At 43.1% G+C, this 22,463-nt stretch carries 28 protein-coding genes; 19 read left to right on the top strand and 9 right to left on the bottom strand.

Annotated elements, in window-relative coordinates; translation table 11 throughout:
• Positions 1-130: 130 nt before the first annotated feature.
• Positions 131-1,666 (bottom strand): glycine betaine uptake BCCT transporter, encoded by a 1,536-nt coding sequence (locus EDD67_RS06415; protein WP_121439743.1) that lies wholly within the window; start codon positions 1,664-1,666, stop codon positions 131-133.
• 255 nt (positions 1,667-1,921) lie between these two features.
• Between EDD67_RS06415 and EDD67_RS06420 the strand changes: the two genes are divergently transcribed.
• The 4 genes from EDD67_RS06420 to EDD67_RS06435 all read left to right on the top strand — a co-directional run bounded on the left by EDD67_RS06420 (position 1,922) and on the right by EDD67_RS06435 (position 4,944).
• The gene (locus tag EDD67_RS06420; protein ID WP_121439742.1) at positions 1,922-2,821 is read left to right on the top strand and encodes a polysaccharide deacetylase family protein; all 900 of its coding nucleotides are present in this window, start codon (positions 1,922-1,924) and stop codon (positions 2,819-2,821) included.
• 23 nt (positions 2,822-2,844) lie between these two features.
• Positions 2,845-3,981 (top strand): peptidoglycan DD-metalloendopeptidase family protein, encoded by a 1,137-nt coding sequence (locus EDD67_RS06425; RefSeq protein WP_158638203.1) that lies wholly within the window; start codon positions 2,845-2,847, stop codon positions 3,979-3,981.
• Between the two features lie 138 nt (positions 3,982-4,119).
• Positions 4,120-4,557, top strand: a complete 438-nt coding sequence (locus EDD67_RS06430) for a hypothetical protein (protein WP_121439741.1) — start codon at positions 4,120-4,122, stop codon at positions 4,555-4,557.
• Positions 4,558-4,650: 93 nt separating this feature from the next.
• Complete coding sequence (locus EDD67_RS06435; protein WP_177169778.1) at positions 4,651-4,944, top strand: DUF3055 domain-containing protein; 294 nt, start codon at positions 4,651-4,653, stop codon at positions 4,942-4,944.
• Between the two features lie 45 nt (positions 4,945-4,989).
• On the opposite strand, the gene EDD67_RS06440 is transcribed toward EDD67_RS06435, so the two are convergent.
• Positions 4,990-6,468 (bottom strand): aminotransferase class I/II-fold pyridoxal phosphate-dependent enzyme, encoded by a 1,479-nt coding sequence (locus EDD67_RS06440; RefSeq protein WP_244922838.1) that lies wholly within the window; start codon positions 6,466-6,468, stop codon positions 4,990-4,992.
• Positions 6,469-6,620: 152 nt separating this feature from the next.
• On the opposite strand from EDD67_RS06440, the gene EDD67_RS06445 reads away from it, so the two are divergent.
• On the top strand, positions 6,621-6,905 hold the full coding sequence (locus EDD67_RS06445; RefSeq protein WP_121439739.1) for a UPF0223 family protein: 285 nt from the start codon (positions 6,621-6,623) through the stop codon (positions 6,903-6,905).
• Positions 6,906-6,950: 45 nt separating this feature from the next.
• Here the strand turns inward: EDD67_RS06445 and EDD67_RS06450 are convergent, their stop codons facing one another.
• Positions 6,951-7,595 (bottom strand): YktB family protein, encoded by a 645-nt coding sequence (locus EDD67_RS06450; protein ID WP_121439738.1) that lies wholly within the window; start codon positions 7,593-7,595, stop codon positions 6,951-6,953.
• Positions 7,596-7,837: 242 nt separating this feature from the next.
• On the opposite strand from EDD67_RS06450, the gene EDD67_RS06455 reads away from it, so the two are divergent.
• On the top strand, positions 7,838-8,026 hold the full coding sequence (locus EDD67_RS06455; RefSeq protein WP_093071684.1) for a hypothetical protein: 189 nt from the start codon (positions 7,838-7,840) through the stop codon (positions 8,024-8,026).
• Positions 8,027-8,145: 119 nt separating this feature from the next.
• A complete protein-coding gene (locus tag EDD67_RS06460; protein WP_242005992.1) occupies positions 8,146-8,934 on the top strand; it encodes an inositol monophosphatase family protein in 789 nt (262 codons plus the stop codon).
• Positions 8,935-8,967: 33 nt separating this feature from the next.
• On the opposite strand, the gene EDD67_RS06465 is transcribed toward EDD67_RS06460, so the two are convergent.
• Positions 8,968-9,159: a DUF5325 family protein gene (locus EDD67_RS06465; RefSeq protein WP_093071685.1), complete on the bottom strand. Its 192-nt coding sequence runs from the start codon at positions 9,157-9,159 to the stop codon at positions 8,968-8,970.
• Between the two features lie 169 nt (positions 9,160-9,328).
• Between EDD67_RS06465 and EDD67_RS06470 the strand changes: the two genes are divergently transcribed.
• The gene (locus EDD67_RS06470) at positions 9,329-9,682 is read left to right on the top strand and encodes a YlaH-like family protein (RefSeq protein ID WP_093071686.1); all 354 of its coding nucleotides are present in this window, start codon (positions 9,329-9,331) and stop codon (positions 9,680-9,682) included.
• A gap of 73 nt (positions 9,683-9,755) precedes the next feature.
• Here EDD67_RS06470 and EDD67_RS06475 read toward each other — a convergent pair whose 3' ends face one another.
• A complete protein-coding gene (locus EDD67_RS06475; protein WP_093071687.1) occupies positions 9,756-9,959 on the bottom strand; it encodes a YlaI family protein in 204 nt (67 codons plus the stop codon).
• Between the two features lie 134 nt (positions 9,960-10,093).
• Here EDD67_RS06475 and EDD67_RS06480 point away from each other — a divergent pair, with 134 nt between their 5' ends.
• Positions 10,094-10,546, top strand: a complete 453-nt coding sequence (locus EDD67_RS06480) for a pyridoxamine 5'-phosphate oxidase family protein (protein ID WP_093071688.1) — start codon at positions 10,094-10,096, stop codon at positions 10,544-10,546.
• A 37-nt stretch (positions 10,547-10,583) separates the two neighbouring features.
• Here EDD67_RS06480 and EDD67_RS06485 read toward each other — a convergent pair whose 3' ends face one another.
• Positions 10,584-11,066: a peptidyl-prolyl cis-trans isomerase gene (locus tag EDD67_RS06485; RefSeq protein ID WP_371859265.1), complete on the bottom strand. Its 483-nt coding sequence runs from the start codon at positions 11,064-11,066 to the stop codon at positions 10,584-10,586.
• Between the two features lie 195 nt (positions 11,067-11,261).
• On the opposite strand from EDD67_RS06485, the gene EDD67_RS06490 reads away from it, so the two are divergent.
• Positions 11,262-11,558: an Fpa/YlaN family protein gene (locus EDD67_RS06490; RefSeq protein WP_093071690.1), complete on the top strand. Its 297-nt coding sequence runs from the start codon at positions 11,262-11,264 to the stop codon at positions 11,556-11,558.
• Positions 11,559-11,741: 183 nt separating this feature from the next.
• Complete coding sequence (locus EDD67_RS06495; RefSeq protein ID WP_121439736.1) at positions 11,742-12,206, top strand: Dps family protein; 465 nt, start codon at positions 11,742-11,744, stop codon at positions 12,204-12,206.
• Between the two features lie 43 nt (positions 12,207-12,249).
• Here EDD67_RS06495 and EDD67_RS06500 read toward each other — a convergent pair whose 3' ends face one another.
• Entirely contained in the window at positions 12,250-13,155 is a 906-nt protein-coding gene (locus EDD67_RS06500; protein ID WP_242005991.1) for a COX15/CtaA family protein, read from the bottom strand.
• A gap of 523 nt (positions 13,156-13,678) precedes the next feature.
• Between EDD67_RS06500 and cyoE the strand changes: the two genes are divergently transcribed.
• The 6 genes from cyoE (at position 13,679) to EDD67_RS06530 (ending at position 19,183) form a co-directional block, all read left to right on the top strand.
• Positions 13,679-14,593, top strand: coding sequence for a heme o synthase (gene cyoE, locus EDD67_RS06505; RefSeq protein WP_121439845.1), 915 nt, complete (start codon positions 13,679-13,681; stop codon positions 14,591-14,593).
• Between the two features lie 59 nt (positions 14,594-14,652).
• Positions 14,653-15,744: a cytochrome c oxidase subunit II gene (gene coxB / locus EDD67_RS06510; RefSeq protein WP_121439735.1), complete on the top strand. Its 1,092-nt coding sequence runs from the start codon at positions 14,653-14,655 to the stop codon at positions 15,742-15,744.
• A 29-nt stretch (positions 15,745-15,773) separates the two neighbouring features.
• A complete protein-coding gene (gene ctaD, locus EDD67_RS06515; protein WP_121439734.1) occupies positions 15,774-17,606 on the top strand; it encodes a cytochrome c oxidase subunit I in 1,833 nt (610 codons plus the stop codon).
• A gap of 2 nt (positions 17,607-17,608) precedes the next feature.
• Positions 17,609-18,229 carry a cytochrome (ubi)quinol oxidase subunit III gene (locus EDD67_RS06520; protein ID WP_121439733.1) on the top strand — a complete coding sequence of 207 codons (621 nt, stop codon included), beginning with the start codon at positions 17,609-17,611 and terminating at the stop codon, positions 18,227-18,229.
• Positions 18,230-18,233: 4 nt separating this feature from the next.
• On the top strand, positions 18,234-18,581 hold the full coding sequence (locus tag EDD67_RS06525) for a cytochrome C oxidase subunit IV family protein (RefSeq protein ID WP_093071695.1): 348 nt from the start codon (positions 18,234-18,236) through the stop codon (positions 18,579-18,581).
• Positions 18,582-18,703: 122 nt separating this feature from the next.
• A complete protein-coding gene (locus EDD67_RS06530; protein WP_093071696.1) occupies positions 18,704-19,183 on the top strand; it encodes a DUF420 domain-containing protein in 480 nt (159 codons plus the stop codon).
• A 51-nt stretch (positions 19,184-19,234) separates the two neighbouring features.
• Here the strand turns inward: EDD67_RS06530 and ytvI are convergent, their stop codons facing one another.
• Both ytvI and EDD67_RS06540 read right to left on the bottom strand, forming a co-directional pair.
• Positions 19,235-20,299 carry a sporulation integral membrane protein YtvI gene (ytvI, locus tag EDD67_RS06535; RefSeq protein ID WP_093071697.1) on the bottom strand — a complete coding sequence of 355 codons (1,065 nt, stop codon included), beginning with the start codon at positions 20,297-20,299 and terminating at the stop codon, positions 19,235-19,237.
• Positions 20,300-20,390: 91 nt separating this feature from the next.
• Positions 20,391-20,744: a YugN family protein gene (locus EDD67_RS06540; protein ID WP_093071698.1), complete on the bottom strand. Its 354-nt coding sequence runs from the start codon at positions 20,742-20,744 to the stop codon at positions 20,391-20,393.
• Positions 20,745-20,871: 127 nt separating this feature from the next.
• Here EDD67_RS06540 and EDD67_RS06545 point away from each other — a divergent pair, with 127 nt between their 5' ends.
• Together EDD67_RS06545 and EDD67_RS06550 are read left to right on the top strand one after the other, a co-directional pair.
• Positions 20,872-21,957, top strand: a complete 1,086-nt coding sequence (locus EDD67_RS06545) for a CAP domain-containing protein (RefSeq protein WP_121439732.1) — start codon at positions 20,872-20,874, stop codon at positions 21,955-21,957.
• A 62-nt stretch (positions 21,958-22,019) separates the two neighbouring features.
• Entirely contained in the window at positions 22,020-22,454 is a 435-nt protein-coding gene (locus EDD67_RS06550) for a YlbF/YmcA family competence regulator (RefSeq protein WP_121439731.1), read from the top strand.
• Positions 22,455-22,463: the final 9 nt, after the last annotated feature.

Consider the following 22,463-nt stretch of genomic DNA (forward strand, 5'->3'; position numbering starts at 1 on the left):
CCGTTTGCATCTAAAATGATCATAACAAATAACAAGCCGGAACAGTCCGATGTAATCGAACTGTTATTAGAATGATAAACAGATAAAAGACCGCCGATTATTGTAATCCGGCGGTCTGAACGATGATTATTTATGAACGTTCTTTTTTAGGCGGGCGTGCTATTTTTCGGCGCGGCGGAATCATTTCTTTACGGAGCGATTTCATTAAGCTTATCACCATAAAGATCATGATAATCACAAACGGAAAGGCGGCAATAATCGCAGCGGTTTCAAGCGCTTCGAGACCGCCGGAAAGCAGCAGCACAGCAGCTGTCGCGGATTGAATAACACCCCAAATCAACTTGACGTTATTTGGCGGATTCAAACTGCCGTGCGTTGTTTGCATGCCGAGTACAAACGTTGCGGAGTCAGCAGATGTAATAAAAAATGAGGCGATTAAGAGCAGGGCAATAATCGATAACACGCTGCCGAGATTATACTCCTGCAAAACAGTGAATAAAGCCGTCTCATTTCCTTCGTTTTGAATAACCGAATAAATATCGACACCTTGAAAAAATTGCAAATTGATCGCTGAACCGCCGAAGACGGAAAACCATAGTGCACCGAAAACAGTCGGAACGGCAATAACACCGATGATAAATTCACGGATCGTCCGGCCGCGGGATACACGGGCGATAAATGTGCCGACAAACGGCGCCCAAGCAATCCACCAAGCCCAATAAAAGATCGTCCATCCGTCGACCCATGTCGTGTCTACGTCGAATGTATCAAGCTGAAAACTCATGTTAATAAAATCGGCAATATAAGCGCCGAATGTTTGTGTGAAAGAATTCATAATAAAGTTTGTCGGTCCGCTGAAAAGCAGAAACAACATCAGCATGACAGCGAGGAAAATATTCACTCTGCTCAAGATGCGAATGCCGACATCTAAGCCGGTCAGTGAAGAAATCATATATAAAACAGTGATCACTAAAATGATGATCATTTGCAAAGTGATTGTGTTATCCATGCCGAAAATGATATTTAAACCGCCGCCTAATTGCGCGGTTCCAAAACCTAGAGAAGTGGCGACACCGAAAATTGTCGCAAAGACGACAATTGTATTGATCGCTGTCCCCATACCGCCGTTAGCTTTCTCGCCGATCAAAGGTTCAAATGCGGCGCTCACAACCCCGGGAGAATTTTTCCGAAATTTAAAATAGGCGAGTGTCAAAGCGACAACAGAATAGATCGCCCAGGGATGAACACCCCAATGGAAAAAAGAATAGCGCAGAGCTGCACCCGCGGCATCGATCGTACCTCCTTCAGTTCCTGCGTGCGGCGAAGGTTCAAACACATGGCTCATCGGCTCAGCCACTCCCCAAAAGACCAGTCCGATGCCCATTCCCGCTGTAAAAAGAAACGAGAACCATGTTAAGTAACTATATTCCGGTTCCTCATCTTCTTTGCCAAGTTTAATTCTTCCGTACGGGCTGATGGCTAAGAAAATGGCAAAGGCGACGAAGCCGGTTGCTGCTAATAAATAAAACCAGCCGAACTGTTCGGTAATGAAGCCTTGAATCGATCCCGTAATATATTCAAGGTTATCAGGTGCGATGACCCCCCACACAATAAACGCAAAAGCGATTGAGAATCCAATGAGGAAGACAGGTGTTAATTTTTTCACTATAATCACCTTTCTTTTTGACGGCGTAAAAAATTTGTTTGATAGTAGTCAACCCATTTATTTTAACGAATTTTGCAGTGAGGTCAAGAGGCAGAACTGGGAAGCACGGACTATTTTCCAAAAGGGGAGCTGCTAAGTCTTTCATGTGGCAAGTATTTTTTTAACGTGAAACTTTTTTTAAATCACTCGCCAGTCGAATCAAGTTATATGTTAAAATCTACTAGGTTAAATAATTTTTTTCGAGGAGATGCGCTTATGAAACGATATATATATCCAGCCTTGTTGGTGTCGGCAACAGTGATTACCGCTGCCTGCGGAAATAACGAGGAAGCAGAAAACATTGAATTGACTAACAATAATCATAACGAAAATATCCCTGAAGAGCATCAGGAAGAAAATGAGAATCAAGCAGAAATTGATACAGAGGAAAACAACAATGTAAACGAGGACACCGCAAGTAACGCTGAGAATAACAGCGATCACGGTGAAGATAACAGCGCGGAGAATAATGACCTGGAGGAAGCCTATGAGATTGCTGAAGACAGCTCACTTCAGCCGGTCGATGATGCGGATGAAGAGGTCGTTTTGATGACGATTGATGATGCTCCGGACGATAACGGGGTTGAAATGGCGGAAATTTTAGCTGAGAATGATGTGCCGGCGATCTTTTTTGTTAACGGTCATTTTTTGCAAAGTGACGAAGGGCGCGAAGAGCTGAAAGCGATCCATGAGTTGGGCTTTGAGATCGGAAATCATACGATGAATCACCTTGATTTGGCCGCTGACGATGTGACTGAAGAGGAACAATACGACGAAATCGTTGATTTAAATGACTTGGTGGAAGAGATTATCGGCGAACGGCCGCGGTTTTTTCGCGCTCCGCTTGGCCATAATACCGAGTACAGCAAGGAATTGCTGGAAGAAAAAAATATGCAGTGGATGAATTGGACGTACGGGTACGACTGGGAGCCTGATTACATGGAGCCGGAACCGTTGGAAGAGATTATGGTTGAAACGGAATTGTTGAAAAATGGCGCCAACCTGCTCATGCACGACCGGGAACACTCAAAAGAAGCGCTGGAAGGAATTATCGCAGGTCTTCGGGATCAAGGATATGAATTTCTTGATCCAGATAAAATTGAAAATAACGATTAATCACGAAAAAGGACGGAATGAAGATGAAACGTACAGTTATGATATCGATCGCCGGCATGCTTTTGGCTGCGGGCTGCAGCACGGCTGAAAATGAAACGGAAATTTCCAGCGAGAATACAGAGCGAGAAAACAACTCAGTCGCAAACAACGATGCAAATGACAAAAATAGTAACGCTGAAGAAAAGAATGAAAAAGACAACAGCCGTTACATGCTGGAAACCCATGCGTTAAATGACGACGAGTCTTTTGTTTCCTTAAAAGATTTGGCTGAGCGGATTGATGCAGAGCTCGAGGCTGATGAAACCGATCGGACTGCGGATTTGAAAGTCGGCAACCATAGTTTTTTCTTTGTCGAGGGGGTGCCTGTTGTAGAACGGGACGGGATTTATTTGCCGTCTGACGATGTGACGTTCCGTATCGAAGACGGCACTCCATATGTGTCGAAAGAATTTCTGCAAGTCGGCTTTGAAAAAGAGTTTGAGGCGGACCAAGGGATCGTTTCATTTAATTGGGAAGACTCTTTAACAGAGGCAATCGGTGAACCGAAAGATGACGGATTTAATCTGGAAGATCTTTCGCAAGAAGAAATGAAAGACTATTTATCTTTTATGGCATCACCGATTGAAAATGCAACGGTAAGCACGGAATCGAGTCATTTACCGGGGGCTCCGCGTGACTATCGTAACGGTGAGCATGAAGGGATCGATTGGTACGATCATACTTCAGCTGCTGATATAACGACAGAAACGCCTGTTCTTGCGCAAGCAGAAGGTGAAGTTGTCCGGGCTGACCACGATTTTGAAGACTATCAATCGCATGATGAAAGAAATGAAGATTTGGCGATTGCTGAAGATGAAGGGTATACGCCTGAGTATATTCTTGACCGCTTGCGCGGGCAGCAAGTTTGGGTGCAATACCCGGACGGAGTGATGATGCGTTATGCCCATTTAGATGATATACCCGAGGAGATTGAGGTCGGACAAACCGTCGACGAAGATACAAAAATCGGTTATGTCGGCAATAGCGGAACGAGCGGCGCGCTTGATGAAGACGGAAGCGGACTGCATTTACATCATGACTTGTTGATATACGGCGAGCTATTTTGGCAGCCTTACACATTGGAAGAAACAGCAGAAATCATCCATTATTTATGGGGGTAAGAAAAATTGAGCCGAAAAGGCTCATTTTTTTTTAAATATTTTTTATGTTTTTGACAAAAGACGACACGTTTTTTTCCCTATAGATGTTAGACTCACTGTAATACTTAATCATTCGATAAAAAGATGGTGATGATCGTAATGAATAAATCTGATTTTTTAGATGAACTGCGTCTGCATATCGGGGCGGCATATGATTATGCCAACACACGTGAAGAATTTATTCGATTTATGATCGAGGCTGTTTATGAGAAGACCGATCAAGAGCTGTCTTTTACACTCTCACGCTCGTCAAATGGAATTTTAACGACAATATTGTCTCTTGGCGAAGAAAAACATAATAAAGAACAAAACCGGTTAGGTGAAGGTTTCTTTTTAACTGACAAAATGCTCTCTGGCGGCTATATTAATAAAGGGGCAGAACATGTTTTTTATGTACCGATACCGATCGACGGCCGGACTTCATATTTTGTAACGGTGCAATTTACAAATCATAACTATATTTATACGCGTGAGGATCGGATATTTATTTCTGAAGTGCTGCAATTCATACATGTAAAACAATCAACATTACGGTAATCAGGTTTACTAAAAAAATAGCGGGGTATAGTATGCTAAACTGCGGCCGACGTTGGCAGTCAAACGATGCAACCGGAAGGAGGGATCATTCTGATGGAATTTGAACGTCTATATGATGAATCAGAACGGGCGAATGTCCAATTTGTCGGAATGACAACAGAATATTCAAGGTATGATTTTGCGATTGTGTATACGAATTTGTTTTTTGGCAAGCCGCTGATCACTTGTATGCAGTCAGGAAGGTCCTGCTTATTAAACCGGGAAGATTTGGATGATACGGAATATGTGCGCAAAACATTTCGTGTGACAGAAGATGCCGATGTTGAGTCTTTGCGGGAATTCTTTTTATCCGTATTGCCGCCTGCGATGCTTGAGCCGCAATATTAAATTGCCGGTGCCGGACAGTTAACTGTCCGGCACTTTTTCTTTGATTTATCTGATCGCTTCCTGTCTGCGGATCACTCGAATGTTTTTAAGTGTTGTATCCTCTAAACCTTGAACAGGAAGTCCGGACTCTTTGTTTTTAAGGATATAGTCAATGTTCTCATTTTCGATGATTTCGCCGGGAATAAAAATCGGGATGCCGGGCGGATAGATCATTATGAATTCCGCACTGATTCTTCCGGCTGACTCGGTTAACGGAACGATTTCCGTTTCACTGTAAAAAGCTTCTCGCGGTGAAAGGGTTAAGATCGGGATATTCGGAATATCTACGTTCAGCTGATCTGTCACCGGCTTTTCAGCGCGGAAATATTTTGCGGCAATTTGTTTGATCGCTTGAACAAGCCGGCCGGCCGTTTTTTCTGTATCGCCGGGTGTCAAAATACACAATAGATTGTACAAGTCGGAAAGCTCTACTTCGATATTGTACTCGCGGCGAAGTTCCTGCTCAATTTGGTACCCGTCAATTTGCAAATCGCGAAGGGAAATAATCAGTTTTGTCGGATCGAAATCAAACCGTGTTTTACCATCGAGCAGTTCACGGCCCGGGCAGTAAATGCCCGGGATGGCATTTAACTGTTTGCGCGTATCTTCAGCCAGCTTGATCGTATTCGTCAATGCTTGCCGACCGTTAACAGCTAAATAACGCCTGGCCGTATCGAGCGATGCAAGAAGCGGGTAAGAAGTAGAAGTTGTCGTAAGCATACTCATCACCGTTTGTACACGTGAGCGGGAGATGAGCTCGCCTTGAACATTTAATACAGAACTTTGCGTTAATGACCCCCCCAGTTTGTGAACGCTTGTCGCTGACATGTCGGCGCCGGCTTGCATAGCAGAAACCGGCAGTTCCTCATGAAAATGGATGTGAACCCCGTGAGCTTCATCGACGAGTACAGGTATATTATAATGATGGGCCGTTTCAACGATCGTTTCCAAATCGGCGGAAATCCCGAAATAGGTGGGATTTATCATGAGGAGCGCTTTCGCGTCTTCATGGTTGCGAATCGCTTTTGCAACAGAATTAACTGAAACGCCATGAGAGATACCAAGATCCCGGTCCAATTCCGGATGAATAAAAACGGGCTTCGCGCCGGAAAAAACGACAGCTGACATGATTGATTTATGGACATTGCGGGGAACAATGATTTTATCGTTCGGTCCGCAAACCGCCATGATCATCGACATGATTGCACCGCTCGTCCCTTGCACGCTGAAGAATGTATAGTCGGAGCTAAACGCTTCGGCAGCCAGTTTTTGCGCTTCGTCGATGATGCCGTGCGGATGATGAAGATCATCGAGCGGCTCAATATTAATTTGATCGATTGAGAGCAAGTTTTCGCCGATGAAGTGACGAAACTCAGGATCCATTCCGGTTCCGCGTTTATGCCCGGGAATATGGAAAGGCACGGTTTGTTTAGCAGCATGTTGTTTAAGTCCGTCAAATAACGGTGTTTGGTGTTGGGAAGACAAAAGGGTCACCTCAATAAATGAATTTTTCTGTACAGCGGTTTGACAAGAAAAAGATGCTTCATGTAGCATTTGATTGAAACAGAGGTAGTATATCAAAAACCTGACAAAATGAGAAGCAAACAATGAAACGAAAGAGGACAGAGGTGGCTCATATGGGAAATGAAGCGGATATTAAGTTTCCAATCTCGATGGATTGGACGACTGATGAGATTGTTCAAGTCGTGCATTTTTTTGAAGCGGTCAATGATGCTTATGAAAAAGGCGTTGACCGTGAAACGTTATTAACGCGTTATCGTCAATTTAAAAATGTTGTGCCTTCAAAGGCGGAAGAAAAGCAGCATTTTAAAGATTACGAGGAACAAACCGGTCAATCGGCTTATCATGTTGTTAAACATGCACGGGAGAACGCCGAGACAGAGGTAATTAAAATGAAATGAAAAAGGAGGACGCCGATGCAGTATCGGCGTCCTCCTTTTATTTGTTTACGATTGACATGTGTAGATATGCGAGGCTGCCTCGTAAAGCGGCAAAACAGTATCAAAGACATGTTCAACTGTTGCAATAAATTCATCGCCGTCTTGTAAGCGGGGATCATCGCTTGCGATTTGAAGCCCGCAAAGAAGTTCGGCTTTTTTTACAGATCCGAGCCGCTCAATCATACGCTCCAGTTCATCTTCTGACAGATCGCCGTGATTTACAGCTTCGGGTTTTGTATGATCAACGGACCAATGAAAATGTTCGGGAATTCTTTGAGTAATATCGGTAATTTGTTCTTGGAACTCGTTGGCCAATGGTTTTTTAACCGGTGATTCATAAATAACCGCAAACCAGATAAATACATGGGATCCAAACAAACCGATTTGAAAATGAGGAAGCTTTTTATAGCCCCGTTTATCATTAGCAAAAGCGACCCACGTATCATCCGGAGGATTTACTTTTCGGCGGGCGTGCTTTGCGACATGATAATACATAGGTTCTCCAATTTTCGCTGATAATTTTTCGGCGAATATTTCGCCGAGCGCTTCAAGTTTCGGTCTGACAATCGATTTAATATCAGTCATTCGTTCATCAAGTCCTTCAACAGCAAAAACATCAAAATCTTCTTGAGTAAATCCATCAAATGCCATGTGTATGTTAGCCCCTTTCTGAATTAATAATCATTTTAGCAAACAATTCCTCTATAAAAAAGAAATATAATTTGTTTCTCAATTACGTTTATTTATTTGAGAATATGGGAAAACACAAAATAAACATAACAGAATAGTTGCAAAATTCTAATAAATATCTTATTATTGTAATCAAACTTTTAAATCGATTGGCTGTCTGTTTTTGGGAGGAAATACCATACTAATTAAAAGGGGTGCGGAAAATGGAAAAGGTCATTCAGACTTTGCGAAGAAAAGATGGAGAGAATCGTATCCCAGTACTGAAGCTGGAAATTGATTACGAACTCCAGTCGTTGTATGATGCGATGGAAGCTAATGAAACATCAGCTGTCGAGCAATGTAAAGAAAATCTTGAACAACTTCGTTATGAGTGGCTTCGACTCGAAGCTTAATCAAGATATATCCTTTCTGTGAACCTAGTGATGGGTTCACTTTTTTTGTTTGCGGGTATTGGGTGACTGTGATATAAGTTAGAAAACGCACCTAAGATAGATAAAGGAGTGGCATTAATATGATTGAGTCTTCAATAAACATGAATGAGATAAAAGACATCGCCGAATCGTGGACATATGAAGCAGCAGCTAAGATTAAGCGGGAAATGAACGAAAGTTACAGCGTAGATACGAAAGCCGATGAACACGATCTTGTTACCGAGGTGGATAAAAGTATCGAAACTTTCTTTGCAGATAAAATTGCCAAACAATATCCCGGTCACCGCCTGATGGGAGAAGAAGGATCCTTCAAAGACATTCATGATTTAAACGGGATTGTCTGGATTTTGGACCCGATTGACGGAACAGTGAATTTCGTTCATCAGCGGACTGGATTTGCGATCTCTATCGGGGTTTATCAAAACGGTGAACCGCTGGTAGGAATTGTTTATGATGTCATTCAAGATGAAATGTTTTCTTCGGTGAAAGGGCAGGGTGCTTTTTTGAACGGGGTAAGGCTTGCAGATTTATATGAGAGCCGTTTAGATAGGTCGTTAATCAGTTTTAACAGCGGATGGGTACTTCAAGATCGAAGGCTGGAAGCATTAATCGAACAAGCTCGAGGTATGCGCTCTTACGGAGCGGCGGCTTTGGAAATCGCTTATGTCGCGTGCGGGCGTTTGGATGCATATATCAGTTTCAATTTGGCGCCGTGGGACATTGCGGGTGGCTGTGCGATCCTTCGAGAGGTTGGCGGGGTTGCTTCTGACTATGAAGGAAAAGAATTATCATTTATGGGAAAAGGCACATTTTTGGCAGCCAACCCCGGGGTATACAAAGAAATTTTACACACAGTGCACACGTCTTAGAAGCGGGCGGGCAAATGCCCGCCCGTTTCTCTGTCAGGATGTATGCGAAGGGGATGGGTACCGTTTGTTTTTTCGGCGAAAACCGAAAAAAAATGCCCCGAGTGTCAGGAGAAAAGAGACAGTAAAAATGGTTAAACTGAGCTGAGCGAGAGAGATACCGATCCCTACCATACCGGCGGTGCCGAGAATAGCGTAAATAAACGAAATAAGATCAAACCTGTCCATCGTTAACCTCCTTTTCTAAAGCTGAGTTTACTAAATTTTTGTTTAAAAATAAAGCGGAATCATAGTATTATTGCAAGGTGACTTTTTATATTGTGAGGTTCATGAATATGTATGCTATAATCAACAGCGTCTGCAAAAACTTTGGAATACCCTCATGAGGAGTGACAATATGATTTTTCTCAGTACCGGAAACGGGGAGCCGGCGCCAGATTTCACACCGATTGCTGAGTGGCTGGGAGCTGCAAATCCGGAAGAAAATTTTGTCATGGCTTTTTGGGTCATGTACATTATTATTAACCTGTTAAGTATTCTAGTTTTTAACCTTGGATTTGCTAGAAAACTGCCGCTGTTAAAAAATGTTGTTGTTTACGCAGTAATGTTTTTCGGAAATATGTTTATCACTTTTTTCGCTTTTACGATGCCGATTATTGAATCACTTATGATTGCGGCAGCTGTGTTGGGAATTTATAAACTGCAATTTCGGCGCCATCAACAAGCCGAAGCTTCTGATTCGCAGCAATAACAATAACAGTCGCGGCAATAAAAAACAGTCCGGCAGAGCATAAGCTCTGCCGGACTGTTTTTTATTGCCGTTGTTAAATATAATCATCTTTTTCCTCTTGCGGGGCATGCTGTCGAAACTCTCCGCTGTTAATCCGCGTTTCGGTCCGTTTCTTTATGCGGTCATAACAATTTTCGCACATATATGTGTGAATCGGCCGATTGCGCAATTTTTTTGCAATCGGCAGCTGAGGATCAATCGACTCTACCTTATCGCAGAGGACGCATTTAACTTTCATGATCGTCACCTCTCAGCGAAAGCGTTGGCTTAAGTATAACACAGGGAAATTATGACTGAAAATCGCAAATAAATGTTTTCAGTTTCCCTGCGAAAAGGTATGATAAAATCAGATCAGAAAAAGGAGGCACTAACATGGCTAATCGAGTAGAAAATGAACTGACTGAAGAATTATTGCCGCTATTGCAAGAAGAACGGTATGTAACTGTCGCGACGGTTGATCACGAAACCGGGGGACCAAACGTTAACGCGATCTCTTGGGTGTATGCGATGGACAGTAAACGAATTCGTTTTGCTGTAGATAACCGTTCCCGCATTGTGGAAAATCTCCGCAAACAGCCGCGTATCACGTTAACTATGATCGGCGGCGGATCGACGTATTCCATTACAGGCACTTCTGAAGTTATTCAAGAAAGTATGGACGATGTGCCGTTAAAATTGGCATTGATTGAAGTGGCGATCGAAGAAGTCCGCGACGTAATGTTTTACGGTTCCCGAATCACCGCAGAGCCGAAATTTGAAAAAACTTATGACAAGGAAGCGGCGGATAAACTTGATAAGCAAGTTGCCGACGCGATGAAAAAGTAATAAAAAAGTGCGCCTTCATCAGAGGGCGCACGCTTTTTTATACAATTTCAATTACCTCGATATGTGTGATCGGTTCGCCTTCGTTTGACCCGTCGCCAAAATAAAAGTGGACGGGGCCGGTATCCTTAAGAGGGCGTCCTTCTTTCGAAAAGGCAAGAATGCCGCTTTCTGCTTCTTGCTTTGTGATCGTCGAACCGTTGCCGCTGCCATCCATCAGATGAACAAATTCAGCGTCGTCGTTCAGTGCCGCATTGTCTAAAAACGGTTTTAACGGAACTGCGAGCGAATTTTCAGTAAGGTCCTTTTTATCGACGTGAATGATGTTTTGATTTGATTGCGGGTTCAACCCTTTTCGCTGGTTATCCCAAGCATCGCCGAGCGCCTTAACTTCTTTATGTTCAACGTGAGATACATCTCCCGAAAAAAAAGCATCTAGCGTGAAGCGGCGGTCATCAAATATCCAGACGCCGGGATCAAGCGTAATCGGGTGCTTCACATTTCCTTTGATACGGACGATCATTTCTTTCAACAAAATCCCTCCTTCTTCTTACAGTTTAAAGGCTGAGGGTATTTTTGTCACCGGTGAATTGCAGATGTTGAAATGTTGCAATTTCGAATCATAACCGATATGATGGAAAGACAATCATACAATTTTGTTTATGATATATAAGAAAACAGGAGATTATCTCCCGAATGAAGAACAGGAGGGATTCACGTGTCACTTGAAACCCTGTCAGGACAAAGCGAAAAAGCATATGCCCTTCTGCAGGAAGATGCTGAAAAAATTCTCAAGCTGATCGAAGTACAGATGACGAATTTAACGATGCCGCAATGTCCGCTATATGAAGAGGTTTTAGATACACAAATGTTCGGGTTGTCGCGGGAAATTGATTTTGCTGTCCGGCTTAACCTGATCAATGAAGAAGAAGGTAAAGAATTAATGGATAAATTGGAACGGCAGCTATCAGCGCTTCACGAATCCTCTATGGAACAAAAAGAAAAATCACAGTAACAAGCCGGCGTTTAGAGTACGGCTTGTTTTTTTTTGATAAATGCAACAATATTTTGAACATCCTTCATGCAATGCTCGTTTCAAGCTATTGTCACGATATAATTATTACATAAAGAGGTTTAAAATAATCTCTTTTAGGTTAAAAGCATGAATGAATGAAAATTTATTAGGGAGTTGATCGTAATGGCAAGAACAAAAACACAATCAGTAAATCCAAAAACAGCGGAAATTCTAAACCGCCATGTGGCAAACTGGAATGTCTTGTTTGTTAAACTGCACAATTATCATTGGTTTATCAAGGGACCGCACTTCTTTACACTTCATGAAAAATTCGAAGAGCTTTACAATGAAGCGGCCGGTCATATTGATGAGCTGGCTGAGCGTCTCTTAGCTGTGAAAGGCGAGCCTGCAGCTACAATGAAAGAATATTTGAACATTGCTACAATTGAGGAAGCTAAAGGGGAAACAACAGCAGATGAAATGTTAAATACATTGATTGCTGATTTTGAAAAAGTAGCAAAAGAACTTGACGATGATGTTGAAACACTTGAAGATGATGCGGGTGATGCAGCAACTGCTGACATGCTTATTGCACTTCGCCAATCGGTGGAAAAACACAATTGGATGCTTCGCTCCTATCTTGCATAATTAATTTAAAAAAGCTGCCGGAACAATATGTTCCGGCAGCTTTTTATTTCTTCATTCCCGATCGATTAGCTAAAAGCGCAGTATAACTGAAAGTTCCAAAAAGGACGCTGATCATAAAAGCATGAAACATCGTGGCATAAAGGTTAAATCCTGTGAAAATCACAAAAGCTCCGCTGATGACTTGGACAGTAATAAAAATCGTGCTCAGCAATATACTGACATATAGAGTCAGTTGCTTTTTGCAGTGTTTAAAGGCAACAGCTAAAAGACTGACCATAAATAAAAATAATGTTCCGGCTGCGAAGCGGTGGAAATAATGAATTAACTCCGAAGTATTCAACGACGGCACTAAGTTCCCGTTACATAACGGCCAGCCTCCGCAGGCACCTCCCGAGCCGGTGTGAGAAACATAAGCGCCCGTGTACACAACCGCATAGATAAAAATCAGCAAGAAATAAATATATTTTCTCATTGCGTTTGAAATGTTTGGTGTCGTGAACCTTGTAGCTTTTCCGTCTTCAAATGCAAGCAGAGTCAACAGTAAAACCGACGTAAACGATATTAAGGAAAAGCCGAAGTGAAGCGCCATGATCGCATCAGACTGCCCCCAAACTACCGCTCCAGCTCCGAGAAGGCTTTGCAAAATGATGAAGAAAACCGACAAGACAGCAAATAACCGTGTTTCCCGTAAATGTTTTAAACGGACCGCGCTCCATACAGCATGGGTGATGACCATTAACCCCATTATCCCGGAGACGAGCCGGTGGGTATATTCTATCAATGTGGGAATCGTCGGGTTCGATGGAATTAACTGACCGTAACACAGCGGCCATTCAGCGCCGCAGGCATCACCGGAACCCGTCTGTGTAACCAGTGCGCCCTGAATGATCACGATCAGCATTCCCGCTGTTGTTATTACCCCGAATATTCGTAAAGCCCATAAATGCACGAGCAACACCCGCTTTCGTTATATCACTTAAATGATTGGAAAAAAAAGTTTATTAACTTTATGATATGTAAATTATAGTGAAAAATTTTTTTGCTGCCAAATTTAATAACTGCAGTTTATTTTATGGAGAAATCAAGCAAAAGTCAACGCTTGAGAGACGTACTTCGTCTAAGTGAAAGCCCTTCCTCTTTCGTTTTATAATTGTCATAGTTTATAATGTTATCAACGTAATTAAGTTGGTTTCTTAGTTGTAAAGGGCGGGTAAGGGGAAAATAAGTCGTTTTTGTGAAAGAAATGTGATGAAAAACGGAACTTAATCATATATACTGTGTGTAAATGGTTTTTTTATAATAATGATTCTTATCTTAGCGATGTTTTTTAAGGATAATATTATATTCTTGAAAGACAAGCGATTATTTCGCAAATAATCTCGGGAGGAATTACAAATGGTGCGGCAAACATTGTTAAAGTTTGAACGAAAAGTAACTGAGGGAGGTGAAAGTAAGTGGAAAAATTAAATTCAATGTCAACCGTAAATTCAACAGTCGGAGTGCATGAGTCCGTTACAGATAAACAGGCAACATGGAAAGAATACTTAGCTATCTCGAAAACAGGCATCGTCATGTCCAATCTGATTACGGCTTTTGCCGGATTATACTTAGCCAGTCATTATACTGGAACGACTCTTGCAACCGACCCGCTCACAGCCTTGTTGGCGATGTTAGGCACTGCGTTTATTATTGCAGGGGCATCTGTATTAAATAATTACATCGATCGTGATATCGATCATTTAATGGAAAGAACGAAAGAACGTCCGACAGTGAACGGTCAGCTTTCAGGGCGGCAAACTTTGACTTACGGACTTGTGCTCGCAATCTTGGGTACGCTGTTTCTTTCGATGACAACGTTAACGGCTGCTGTTATCGGTTTTTCCGGCTTGTTAATTTACGTTGTTTTATACAGTATGTGGACGAAAAGAACAACGACATTAAACACGATTGTCGGCAGTTTTTCAGGAGCGGTTCCTCCGCTCATCGGCTGGGCAGCCATAGATCCCGGCCTTCACCCGATCGCCTGGACACTGTTTCTCATTATGTTTATGTGGCAGCCTCCGCATTTTTTAGCATTGGCAATGAAACGGGCCGATGAATACCGCGCTGCGGGTATCCCAATGCTTCCTGTTGTTGCAGGGTTCGCTGTGACAAAGCGGCAAATCATTTGGTATGTAGCTGCGCTTATCCCGGTGTCGCTCCTCGTAGCAGATTTTGGAATAATCTATACCGTCTCAGCTGTTTTGCTCGGCGGCGGTTGGCTTGTCCTCGGTTTGAGCGGATTGCGGGCGAAAGATGATGTGAAATGGGCGCGGCAAATGTTCGTCTATTCGTTAAACTATTTAACAGTGTTATTCGTCTTGATGATTGTTGTTCATATGATCTAACAGCGTATGAGAATTTAAAAAGAATTTATTTTATGACAGAAAGAGGGGTTTGTTACGAGATGAAGCATTTCTGGCGGTTATTACCACTGTCGTTCATTTTGTTATTGTCAGGATGCGGGGCTGAGAACATGTCAGCGCTCAATCCTCAAGGGCCGGTTGCAGAGATGCAATTTTCACTGATTGCATTGAGCCTTTATATTATGATTTTTGTACTCTTCGTCGTTTTTGCGATTTATATTTTTGTTTTGATTAAATTTCGCGAGCGTCCGGGCGATACACATATTCCGAAACAAGTGCACGGAAACCGCACTTTGGAAATTGTTTGGACGACAATTCCGATCATTTTGCTCTTAATGCTCGCAGTGCCGAACGTGATGGACACGTTCACACTTGCTAATACCGAAATCGAGCAGGAAGAAGCTGAAATAGAAGAAGAGAACGGGGAAGAAAATGGCGATGATGCTCCTGGAAGTGTCAGTGACCAAGAGGCGATCACGATTGAAGTGAACGCTCACCAATTTTGGTGGGAGTTTGAGTATAAAGATTATGAATTTACTGCGGGACAAGATATGTATATCCCAACCGATACTCAGGTGAACATTGAATTGATTTCTGATGATGTCCAGCATTCGTTTTGGGTTCCGGCGCTCGCCGGAAAGCAGGATAATGTGCCGGGAATTACAAACGAGATGTGGCTTGAAGCGCCTGAAGAAGGTGTTTATAACGGAAAGTGCGCTGAGCTGTGCGGCGCATCGCATTGGTTGATGGAATTTAAGGTCGTAGCAGTAGATCAAGGAACGTTTGATGACTGGGTGGACGGAATGACTGAGCCGCCTGAGGAATCGATTGAACCGACAAACGAAGTTGCAGCTGACGGACGGGAAGTTTTTGAAGACAGCTGCATCAGCTGTCACGCAGTCGGTGATGAGGGCGGTCAACAAGGCCCGGATTTAACAAACTACGGAGAGCGTCAAGTGCTTGCCGGTTATTTAGATCACGAAGATGAAAAACTGGAAGCGTGGCTGCGTGATACGGAAGAATACAAACCTGATAATGAAATGCCTTCCTTTAGTGAAGATGAAATTGACGACGAAGAAATGGATGCTCTTATTGAATATATGAATTCACTTAAAGTATTGGAAGAAGACTAAATCAAGACAGTTAAAGGAGGTACGTTTTCGTGTCTACAGCTCAGACAGGCTCAAAGAACGTGATCTGGGATTGGCTGACAACCGTAGATCATAAAAAAATCGGTATTCTGTATTTGGCCGGCGGAGCGTTTTTCTTCGTTCTCGGCGGGATCGAAGCGATTTTAATGCGGATTCAGCTAATGTTCCCGGAATTTACATTTCTAGGAGCCCAAACGTTTAATGAATTATTGACGATGCACGGTACAACAATGATCTTTCTCGCGGCGATGCCGCTGTTGTTCGGATTTATGAACTTTATCATCCCGCTGCAAATCGGCGCCAGAGATGTTGCCTTTCCGTTTTTAAACGCGTTAGGCTTTTGGCTGTTTCTTTTTGGCGGGCTGCTCCTTAATGTAAGCTGGTTCACCGGCGGAGCGCCAGATGCTGGCTGGACAGCTTATGTTCCATTATCCAGCGAATCGGCAGGGCAAGGACTTGATTATTACTTGCTTGGACTGCAGGTGAGCGGACTCGGCACATTAATCGGCGGAATTAATTTTCTGGTAACCGTTATTAACATGCGTGCGCCGGGAATGAGTATGATGCGGATGCCGCTGTTTACCTGGAGTTCGTTTGTTGCTTCAATGCTGATTCTCTTTGCTTTTCCGGCTTTGACAATCGGGCTGCTTCTGTTAATGCTTGAAAGACTGTTTGGCGGTCAATTCTTTGCCGTTGATTTCGGCGGAAACGTCATTATTTGGCAGCATTTATTTTGGATTTTCGGTCACCCGGAAGTATACATTTTAATTTTGCCTGCCTTCGGTATCTTTTCAGAAGTTATTCCGACGTTTGCGAAAAAACGGCTGTTCGGGTATTCAGCAATGGTCTTTGCAACACTTATTATCGGCTTTCTCGGCTTCATGGTATGGGCACACCATATGTTTACGGTCGGAATGGGACCGGTTGCGAATGCAATCTTTGCTGTAGCGACGATGGCGATTGCTGTACCGACGGGAATTAAAATTTTCAACTGGCTGTTAACCCTCTGGGGCGGACGCATTCGTTTTACGACGGCGAATTTGTGGGCGCTTGGATTTATTCCATCGTTTGTCATGGGCGGTGTCACCGGCGTGATGCTCGCGGTAAGTGCGGCAAACTACCAGTTTCACGATACTTACTTTGTTGTTGCGCACTTTCATTACGTGATTATCGGCGGTGTTGTTTTCGGTCTGTTTGCCGGCGCCTATTTCTGGTGGCCGAAAATGTTCGGTTACCGTTTAAACGAGACGATGGGAAAATGGTTTTTCTGGCTATTCTTAATCGGATTCCACTTAACGTTTTTCGTTCAGCATTTTCTCGGTCTCCTCGGTATGCAGCGACGTGTCGCGTCTTACCTTGAAGGCCAAGGTTTTGGCGATATGAACTTTGTCAGTACGATGGGAGCTTTTCTCATGTCGATCGCATTCATTATTTTCTTGATCAGTATTTTTACGTCGAAGAAAAATACAGAGAATGTAAACGATCCATGGGACGGACGATCGCTCGAATGGACAACGACAAGTCCGCCGCTGCATTATAACTATCCGCAAACACCGCTTGTTCGCGGTCTTGATGCATTTTGGCTGGAGAAATATGAAGGCGATGGCCGAATGAAGGCAGCCGAACCTTTGGGTGACATTCATATGCCAAACCCGACGATTTTGCCGATTGTGATTTCGTTAGGCTTGACGATAGCCAGTTTTGGTTTCATCTACCTTGTTTATTGGCTGATATTTGTCGGTTTGGGAATTACTTTCGGGGCGATGTTTATCCGCTCTGTAAAAGAAGATCACGGCCATCATATTCCAGTTGATGAGATTAAGCGCGATTTGGAGGAGGGATAATTATGGCAGAACAACAAGCATCTACTTATGAACAGCTTCCTCCAAATCCGGAAACAGCGACATTGGACGGAAGAAACAAATACCTCGGTTTCTGGTTCTTTCTTGGAGGAGAAACCGTATTGTTCGGCAGTTTGATCGGAACGTACCTCGGTCTTCGCGCCGGAACGGCAGATGGTCCCGGGCCGGCGGATTTGTTCCACCTTGACCTTGTCTTTATCATGACGATGATTCTTTTAACGAGCAGTTTGACGAGTGTTATGGCGATCATTAATATGAAACGCGGCAGCCATAAGAAATTGCTCGGCTGGATGTGGGGCACAGTTATTCTCGGCGCAGCGTTTTTGGGTTTTGAAATTTACGAGTTTTACGATTATTATCAGCAAGGGCTCGGATTTGGAACGAGCGCGTTCTCTTCGGCATTTTATGCGTTGGTTGGAACACACGGCGCACACGTGCTTTTTGGAATCCTCTGGATTTCGACACTGTTAATCCGCTACCGAAACAGCGGTATAACATTAACGAATGCACCTAAGTTTAATACGGCCGTTTTATACTGGCACTTTATTGATGTCGTTTGGGTATTTATCTTTACGGTTGTTTATTTACTGGGAATAGGAGGCTGATCGTATGAGTGAGCACGTTGATCCAACCGCACCGCTGCAAGGTGAGCCGTCAAAATCGACAGAACGTAAATTGCGCAAAGAGGCGCGTGTGCAAATTGTTTCGTATTTCTTAATGATCTTTATGACATCACTCGCCTTTTTCTCGATTGCAAGTGATGCTGTCGACTCTTCATTTGCGATTCCGTTTATCGTTATCGTCGGAGCTGTCCAAGTTGTCATGCAGTTGTATGTCTTTATGCATATGGGTGAAAAAGGCACCGGCTGGATTAATACGATGATTTGGTCAGGTATACTGATCGCGGCATTGACAGTCGGGGCTTTAATGTTCTTAATCGGGATTGTTAAATATTAAAAGATGATGCCCCTTCGCCTTATGAGCGAAGGGGATTTTTATTCAGTTCACATGGATACTCATGAACAAATGAATATGATATAATCTTTTCCGTAAAGGGTAGCAGTTAAGGAGGAGTTTTAATGGAATATTTTTTACCGTTTATAAGCACAGTATTTATAGCGATCAGCGCGGTGTTTGTTGCTGTCGGCTGGGTGCTCGTGGCAAAAGGTCACATTGAAACGCATAAAAAATCAATGTTTTGGGCAGCGGTGTTCGCTGTAATTTTTTTTGCTACATATTTAAGCCGGACGATATTTATTGGAAGCACTTCCTTTGGCGGTCCGGATGATGTGCGTTTGTATTATACAGTCTTTCTCGTGTTTCACATTACGATGGCTACGATTGCGGCAGTTTTGGGAATCATTCAATTAACGACAGGCTATAAAAATAAGTTAAGAGCGCATAAAAAACTGGGGCCGATCACGTCTGTTATTTGGTTTATCTCTTCGGTCACAGGGATTGCTGTTTATTTGTTGCTTTATATTATTTACCCGCCGGGTGAAACAACAAATTTGTTTGATGCGATCATCGGCGCAAGCATTCACTCATTTATAGTATAAATAAGTAAGACGGCCTCAAACCATGATTGGTTTGAGGCCGTCCTTTTACCGTTAAAATTTAAAATTAAATTTAATGATCCCTGCCTCACGGGCGCTTTGAAATAAGATCACGAGAAGCGGGCCGAGCACAAATCCGATTGCTCCGAGAAGCATCAAACCAAGATACAAAGAGATGAGCGTTGCAAGCGGAGACAGCCCGATATGATGCCCCATCACTTTCGGTTCAACTGTTCGGCGGATTGTCAACAGTACAGTCGCCAAGACGAGAAGCTGCACAGCAAGCACGGTATTGCCGGCAATAAGATGAAACCCGGCCCAAGGCGCTAAAACCGCAATCGATCCGATAATCGGAATAAAATCAATCAGCCAAATCATAATAGACATGATCAAAGCTAATTCAGGAGCAATAAACATCAGTGATGTAAATGTGACGATAAAGATTATGATACTGACTAAAAATTGCGCCTTAAAAAAGCCGATGATTACAAATGATAACCGTGAGCCCATAAAACTGACTTTTTCAGCTGTTTGTTCAGTGAAGAAGCCGTAAAGCTGGGTTTTTAACCGAGGCAGATCAAGCAAAAATAAATAAAGCGCAATAAGATAAACCAATAGTGAGACAATATATTGAGGTATGCTCATGAGTATATTGGTGACATGGCCGATAATATTGATTTCCTGAAACCACGTGCGCATTTCGTCCAGCTGTCTGCTGACTGTTTGATCAATTTCCTGTACGAGCTCCTGGGAATATTGATCAAATTGGTCGCTAAGCTGCTCAAGCAAGCTCATCCATGCGATATTGATTTCGTTGATCGTCATCGGCAAGTTCTCGACAAATTGATTGACTTGTGCCAAAGCGCGAGTGAAAATAAGATAAACGATAAAACTTGAAATAAGTAAAAAAGTGACGAAAACAATAAACACAGCAATATTCCGTGTAATTTTTGTCCGTCTCGCCAATGCGTTAATCGACGGGGTTAAAATTAACGCAGTCAGAAATGCGGCAATAATCGGTATCGATACGGGCAGAATAAAATATGCAGCTGTTCCAACTGCTGCGATTGCAAGTATGATTAGTATGTATTTTCTTACGAGCTGGGCTGTAGTTGTCAACTGAACTCTCCTTCCCGCAACCGGCTGTTCAAGTAAAAGGAAGGAGGTCTAACATAGTTTGTCAGCACCTCCTTCGTTACCTTTTACAACTTTAAAGCGATTCGGCCTGAACTTTTTCTGATACAAGGTTTGCTTTTTGCAGGCATTTATCAATTATTTTTTGCGGAAACTCTTCGTCGTATTCGACCCCGTGCGGGTAATAATGTTTACCGACATACGGTTTCATCAATTCAACGCGGGCTGAATTTTTGGGGATTTCCCCTTCGATCACGAAGCAAGGAATACGAAAGTAGTATGTACTGTTGTCGACTTGGTCTACTATTTTATAATCGTATGTTGCCCGTTCATAATCCCAGGCACGGTCGAATCCGCATTCGTCCATGATTTCATCAAGAACTTCAAATGTCATATGTTTTCCATGAAGACCTGTTTCTTCAAATTTCATTTTGATGCGACCTCCTCAATCATTCTTTCAGATTCTTCTTTATCATATTACGAAATACTGTTTGTTGCAATCTTAAAGCGAAGCCAGCTCCGTTTAAAAAATTACTCGTATTTTGGAGGCAAAGGATATGAAGCGTTTTATTATCGTCCTCGTGATGTTTTCGTTTGCATTTATTGGCGCGCAATATTGGTTGACAGATTACTTCAATCTTGGGAATCCTGTTGAAGATTTGCCAGAACGGCTTCCGACTGAATTGAACAGGCCGTTACACACCTCAGAAGAGGCGAGTCAAAATGTCCCATTAACGGAAGAAGATGCAGTTGAAAATCGAGACACTGCCGATTACATTGGTGCAGAACTGGCCGATCTGAAAGAGGAAAAAGGAGAGACGAAAAGAAGCGGCTGGACGCCGTACGGTTATGAATGGAACGTTTTTCAAGAGGACGGCAGTCGCAGTTACTTTGGTGTTGACAAAGAAGAAAACAAAGTTGTTTCGATCATTAAAACCGATCCGACAAAAGTTGACGGCGAACAAGTTTTTGCCGGCGATGATTATGAACAGTTAAATGAAAAATTCGCATTTAGTAATGAGGTGGACGTCACAAGAGGTGCTGACAATTTCACATTTGAATTGACCGCTGCCGATTTAAAAAGCAAACCGCTCGTGCAACTTGAAGATGATGTATATGCACAGTTTTATTTTGACACCTATGAACAAACGCTTGAGCAAATCCGATTTATAACCGGTGAGCCGCTGTTAAAAAAGCGGCCTTATGCGTTATCATACCGAGGAACATTGCCTGAAAAAGATGAGTTGAGCGGTGAGAACGGTGAACGTTGGGCAGAAAGTCAAGCGATACAAATCGCTGAGCTGACAAATGTTATTCGGGAAAAACGGGAGCTGGCACCGCTGGAAATTTCCGAACGTGTTGCGGAAACTGCGAAACGTCACAGTGAAGAAATGGAGGAGGAAGGTTACTTCGCTCATGATTCTCCGAATGAAGGGTCGCTCGCTGACAGGTTGAATCGTGACGGTATTTCTTATCAGTCGGCTGCCGAGAATATCGCGGCGCGTTATGTTGACGGTTTGGAAGCGACAATCGGTTGGCTTAACAGCGAAGGCCATCGGGTGAATTTATTAAATGAAGATTTCACGCATATTGGTGTCGGGGTGTATCGATGGTATTATACACAGAATTTTCTTCTGAAGTAAGGCGGTGCGTGCTGTTCAGGAGTTCATTATCCGTGTTATACTGCGGGTACGGAGGTGTTATTATGGTCGCAGCGATAGCAGATGTCAACATCATGCTTGAAGCAGACGAATTGAGTGAATCCATTCTCTCATCAGAGATATTTAATAAATATATCGAAGCAAAGCAAGCAGTTCAAAATGACCCGGACGCGCAGAATTTATTACAGGCGTTTCAAAGCATTAAAGCGGATTATGAAGAAGTGCAGCGATTCGGGAAATATCATCCTGACTTTAAGAAAGTAACGAAAGAAGTCAGGGAAAAAAAGCGGCAAATAGACAGTCATCCGCTGATAGCTGAATACAAAATTGCCGAGGAAGAGCTGGAAAAGTTATTAAATGAAATTTGTGAAACGATTGCTTATAAAGTATCGCCGAGTGTGAAAGTTCCTTCCGGAAACCCGTTTTTTGATCAGAGCTGCGGAGGGTGCGGAAGCGGCGGAAGCTGCGGCTGCAGCTGATACAGCAAC

The organism is Salisediminibacterium halotolerans (assembly GCF_003814815.1).
GTDB classification, from domain to species: domain Bacteria; phylum Bacillota; class Bacilli; order Bacillales; family Salisediminibacteriaceae; genus Salisediminibacterium; species Salisediminibacterium halotolerans.

Excerpts from the sequence above, each read along its gene's own strand:
- EDD67_RS06525 (WP_093071695.1), top strand. The coding sequence starts at position 18,234 with ATGAGTGAGCACGTTGATCCAACCGCACCGCTGCAAGGTGAGCCGTCA.
- EDD67_RS06430 (WP_121439741.1), top strand. The coding sequence starts at position 4,120 with ATGAATAAATCTGATTTTTTAGATGAACTGCGTCTGCATATCGGGGCG.
- EDD67_RS06420 (WP_121439742.1), top strand. The coding sequence starts at position 1,922 with ATGAAACGATATATATATCCAGCCTTGTTGGTGTCGGCAACAGTGATT.
- EDD67_RS06540 (WP_093071698.1), bottom strand. The coding sequence starts at position 20,744 with ATGAAATTTGAAGAAACAGGTCTTCATGGAAAACATATGACATTTGAA.
- EDD67_RS06550 (WP_121439731.1), top strand. The coding sequence starts at position 22,020 with ATGGTCGCAGCGATAGCAGATGTCAACATCATGCTTGAAGCAGACGAA.
- EDD67_RS06545 (WP_121439732.1), top strand. The coding sequence starts at position 20,872 with ATGAAGCGTTTTATTATCGTCCTCGTGATGTTTTCGTTTGCATTTATT.
- EDD67_RS06425 (WP_158638203.1), top strand. The coding sequence starts at position 2,845 with ATGAAACGTACAGTTATGATATCGATCGCCGGCATGCTTTTGGCTGCG.
- EDD67_RS06480 (WP_093071688.1), top strand. The coding sequence starts at position 10,094 with ATGGCTAATCGAGTAGAAAATGAACTGACTGAAGAATTATTGCCGCTA.
- coxB (WP_121439735.1), top strand. The coding sequence starts at position 14,653 with ATGAAGCATTTCTGGCGGTTATTACCACTGTCGTTCATTTTGTTATTG.
- EDD67_RS06445 (WP_121439739.1), top strand. The coding sequence starts at position 6,621 with ATGGGAAATGAAGCGGATATTAAGTTTCCAATCTCGATGGATTGGACG.
- EDD67_RS06450 (WP_121439738.1), bottom strand. The coding sequence starts at position 7,595 with ATGGCATTTGATGGATTTACTCAAGAAGATTTTGATGTTTTTGCTGTT.
- EDD67_RS06475 (WP_093071687.1), bottom strand. The coding sequence starts at position 9,959 with ATGAAAGTTAAATGCGTCCTCTGCGATAAGGTAGAGTCGATTGATCCT.
- EDD67_RS06485 (WP_371859265.1), bottom strand. The coding sequence starts at position 11,066 with ATGATCGTCCGTATCAAAGGAAATGTGAAGCACCCGATTACGCTTGAT.
- EDD67_RS06460 (WP_242005992.1), top strand. The coding sequence starts at position 8,146 with ATGATTGAGTCTTCAATAAACATGAATGAGATAAAAGACATCGCCGAA.
- EDD67_RS06530 (WP_093071696.1), top strand. The coding sequence starts at position 18,704 with ATGGAATATTTTTTACCGTTTATAAGCACAGTATTTATAGCGATCAGC.
- EDD67_RS06470 (WP_093071686.1), top strand. The coding sequence starts at position 9,329 with ATGATTTTTCTCAGTACCGGAAACGGGGAGCCGGCGCCAGATTTCACA.
- EDD67_RS06435 (WP_177169778.1), top strand. The coding sequence starts at position 4,651 with ATGGAATTTGAACGTCTATATGATGAATCAGAACGGGCGAATGTCCAA.
- EDD67_RS06455 (WP_093071684.1), top strand. The coding sequence starts at position 7,838 with ATGGAAAAGGTCATTCAGACTTTGCGAAGAAAAGATGGAGAGAATCGT.
- EDD67_RS06465 (WP_093071685.1), bottom strand. The coding sequence starts at position 9,159 with ATGGACAGGTTTGATCTTATTTCGTTTATTTACGCTATTCTCGGCACC.
- EDD67_RS06520 (WP_121439733.1), top strand. The coding sequence starts at position 17,609 with ATGGCAGAACAACAAGCATCTACTTATGAACAGCTTCCTCCAAATCCG.
- EDD67_RS06495 (WP_121439736.1), top strand. The coding sequence starts at position 11,742 with ATGGCAAGAACAAAAACACAATCAGTAAATCCAAAAACAGCGGAAATT.
- cyoE (WP_121439845.1), top strand. The coding sequence starts at position 13,679 with ATGTCAACCGTAAATTCAACAGTCGGAGTGCATGAGTCCGTTACAGAT.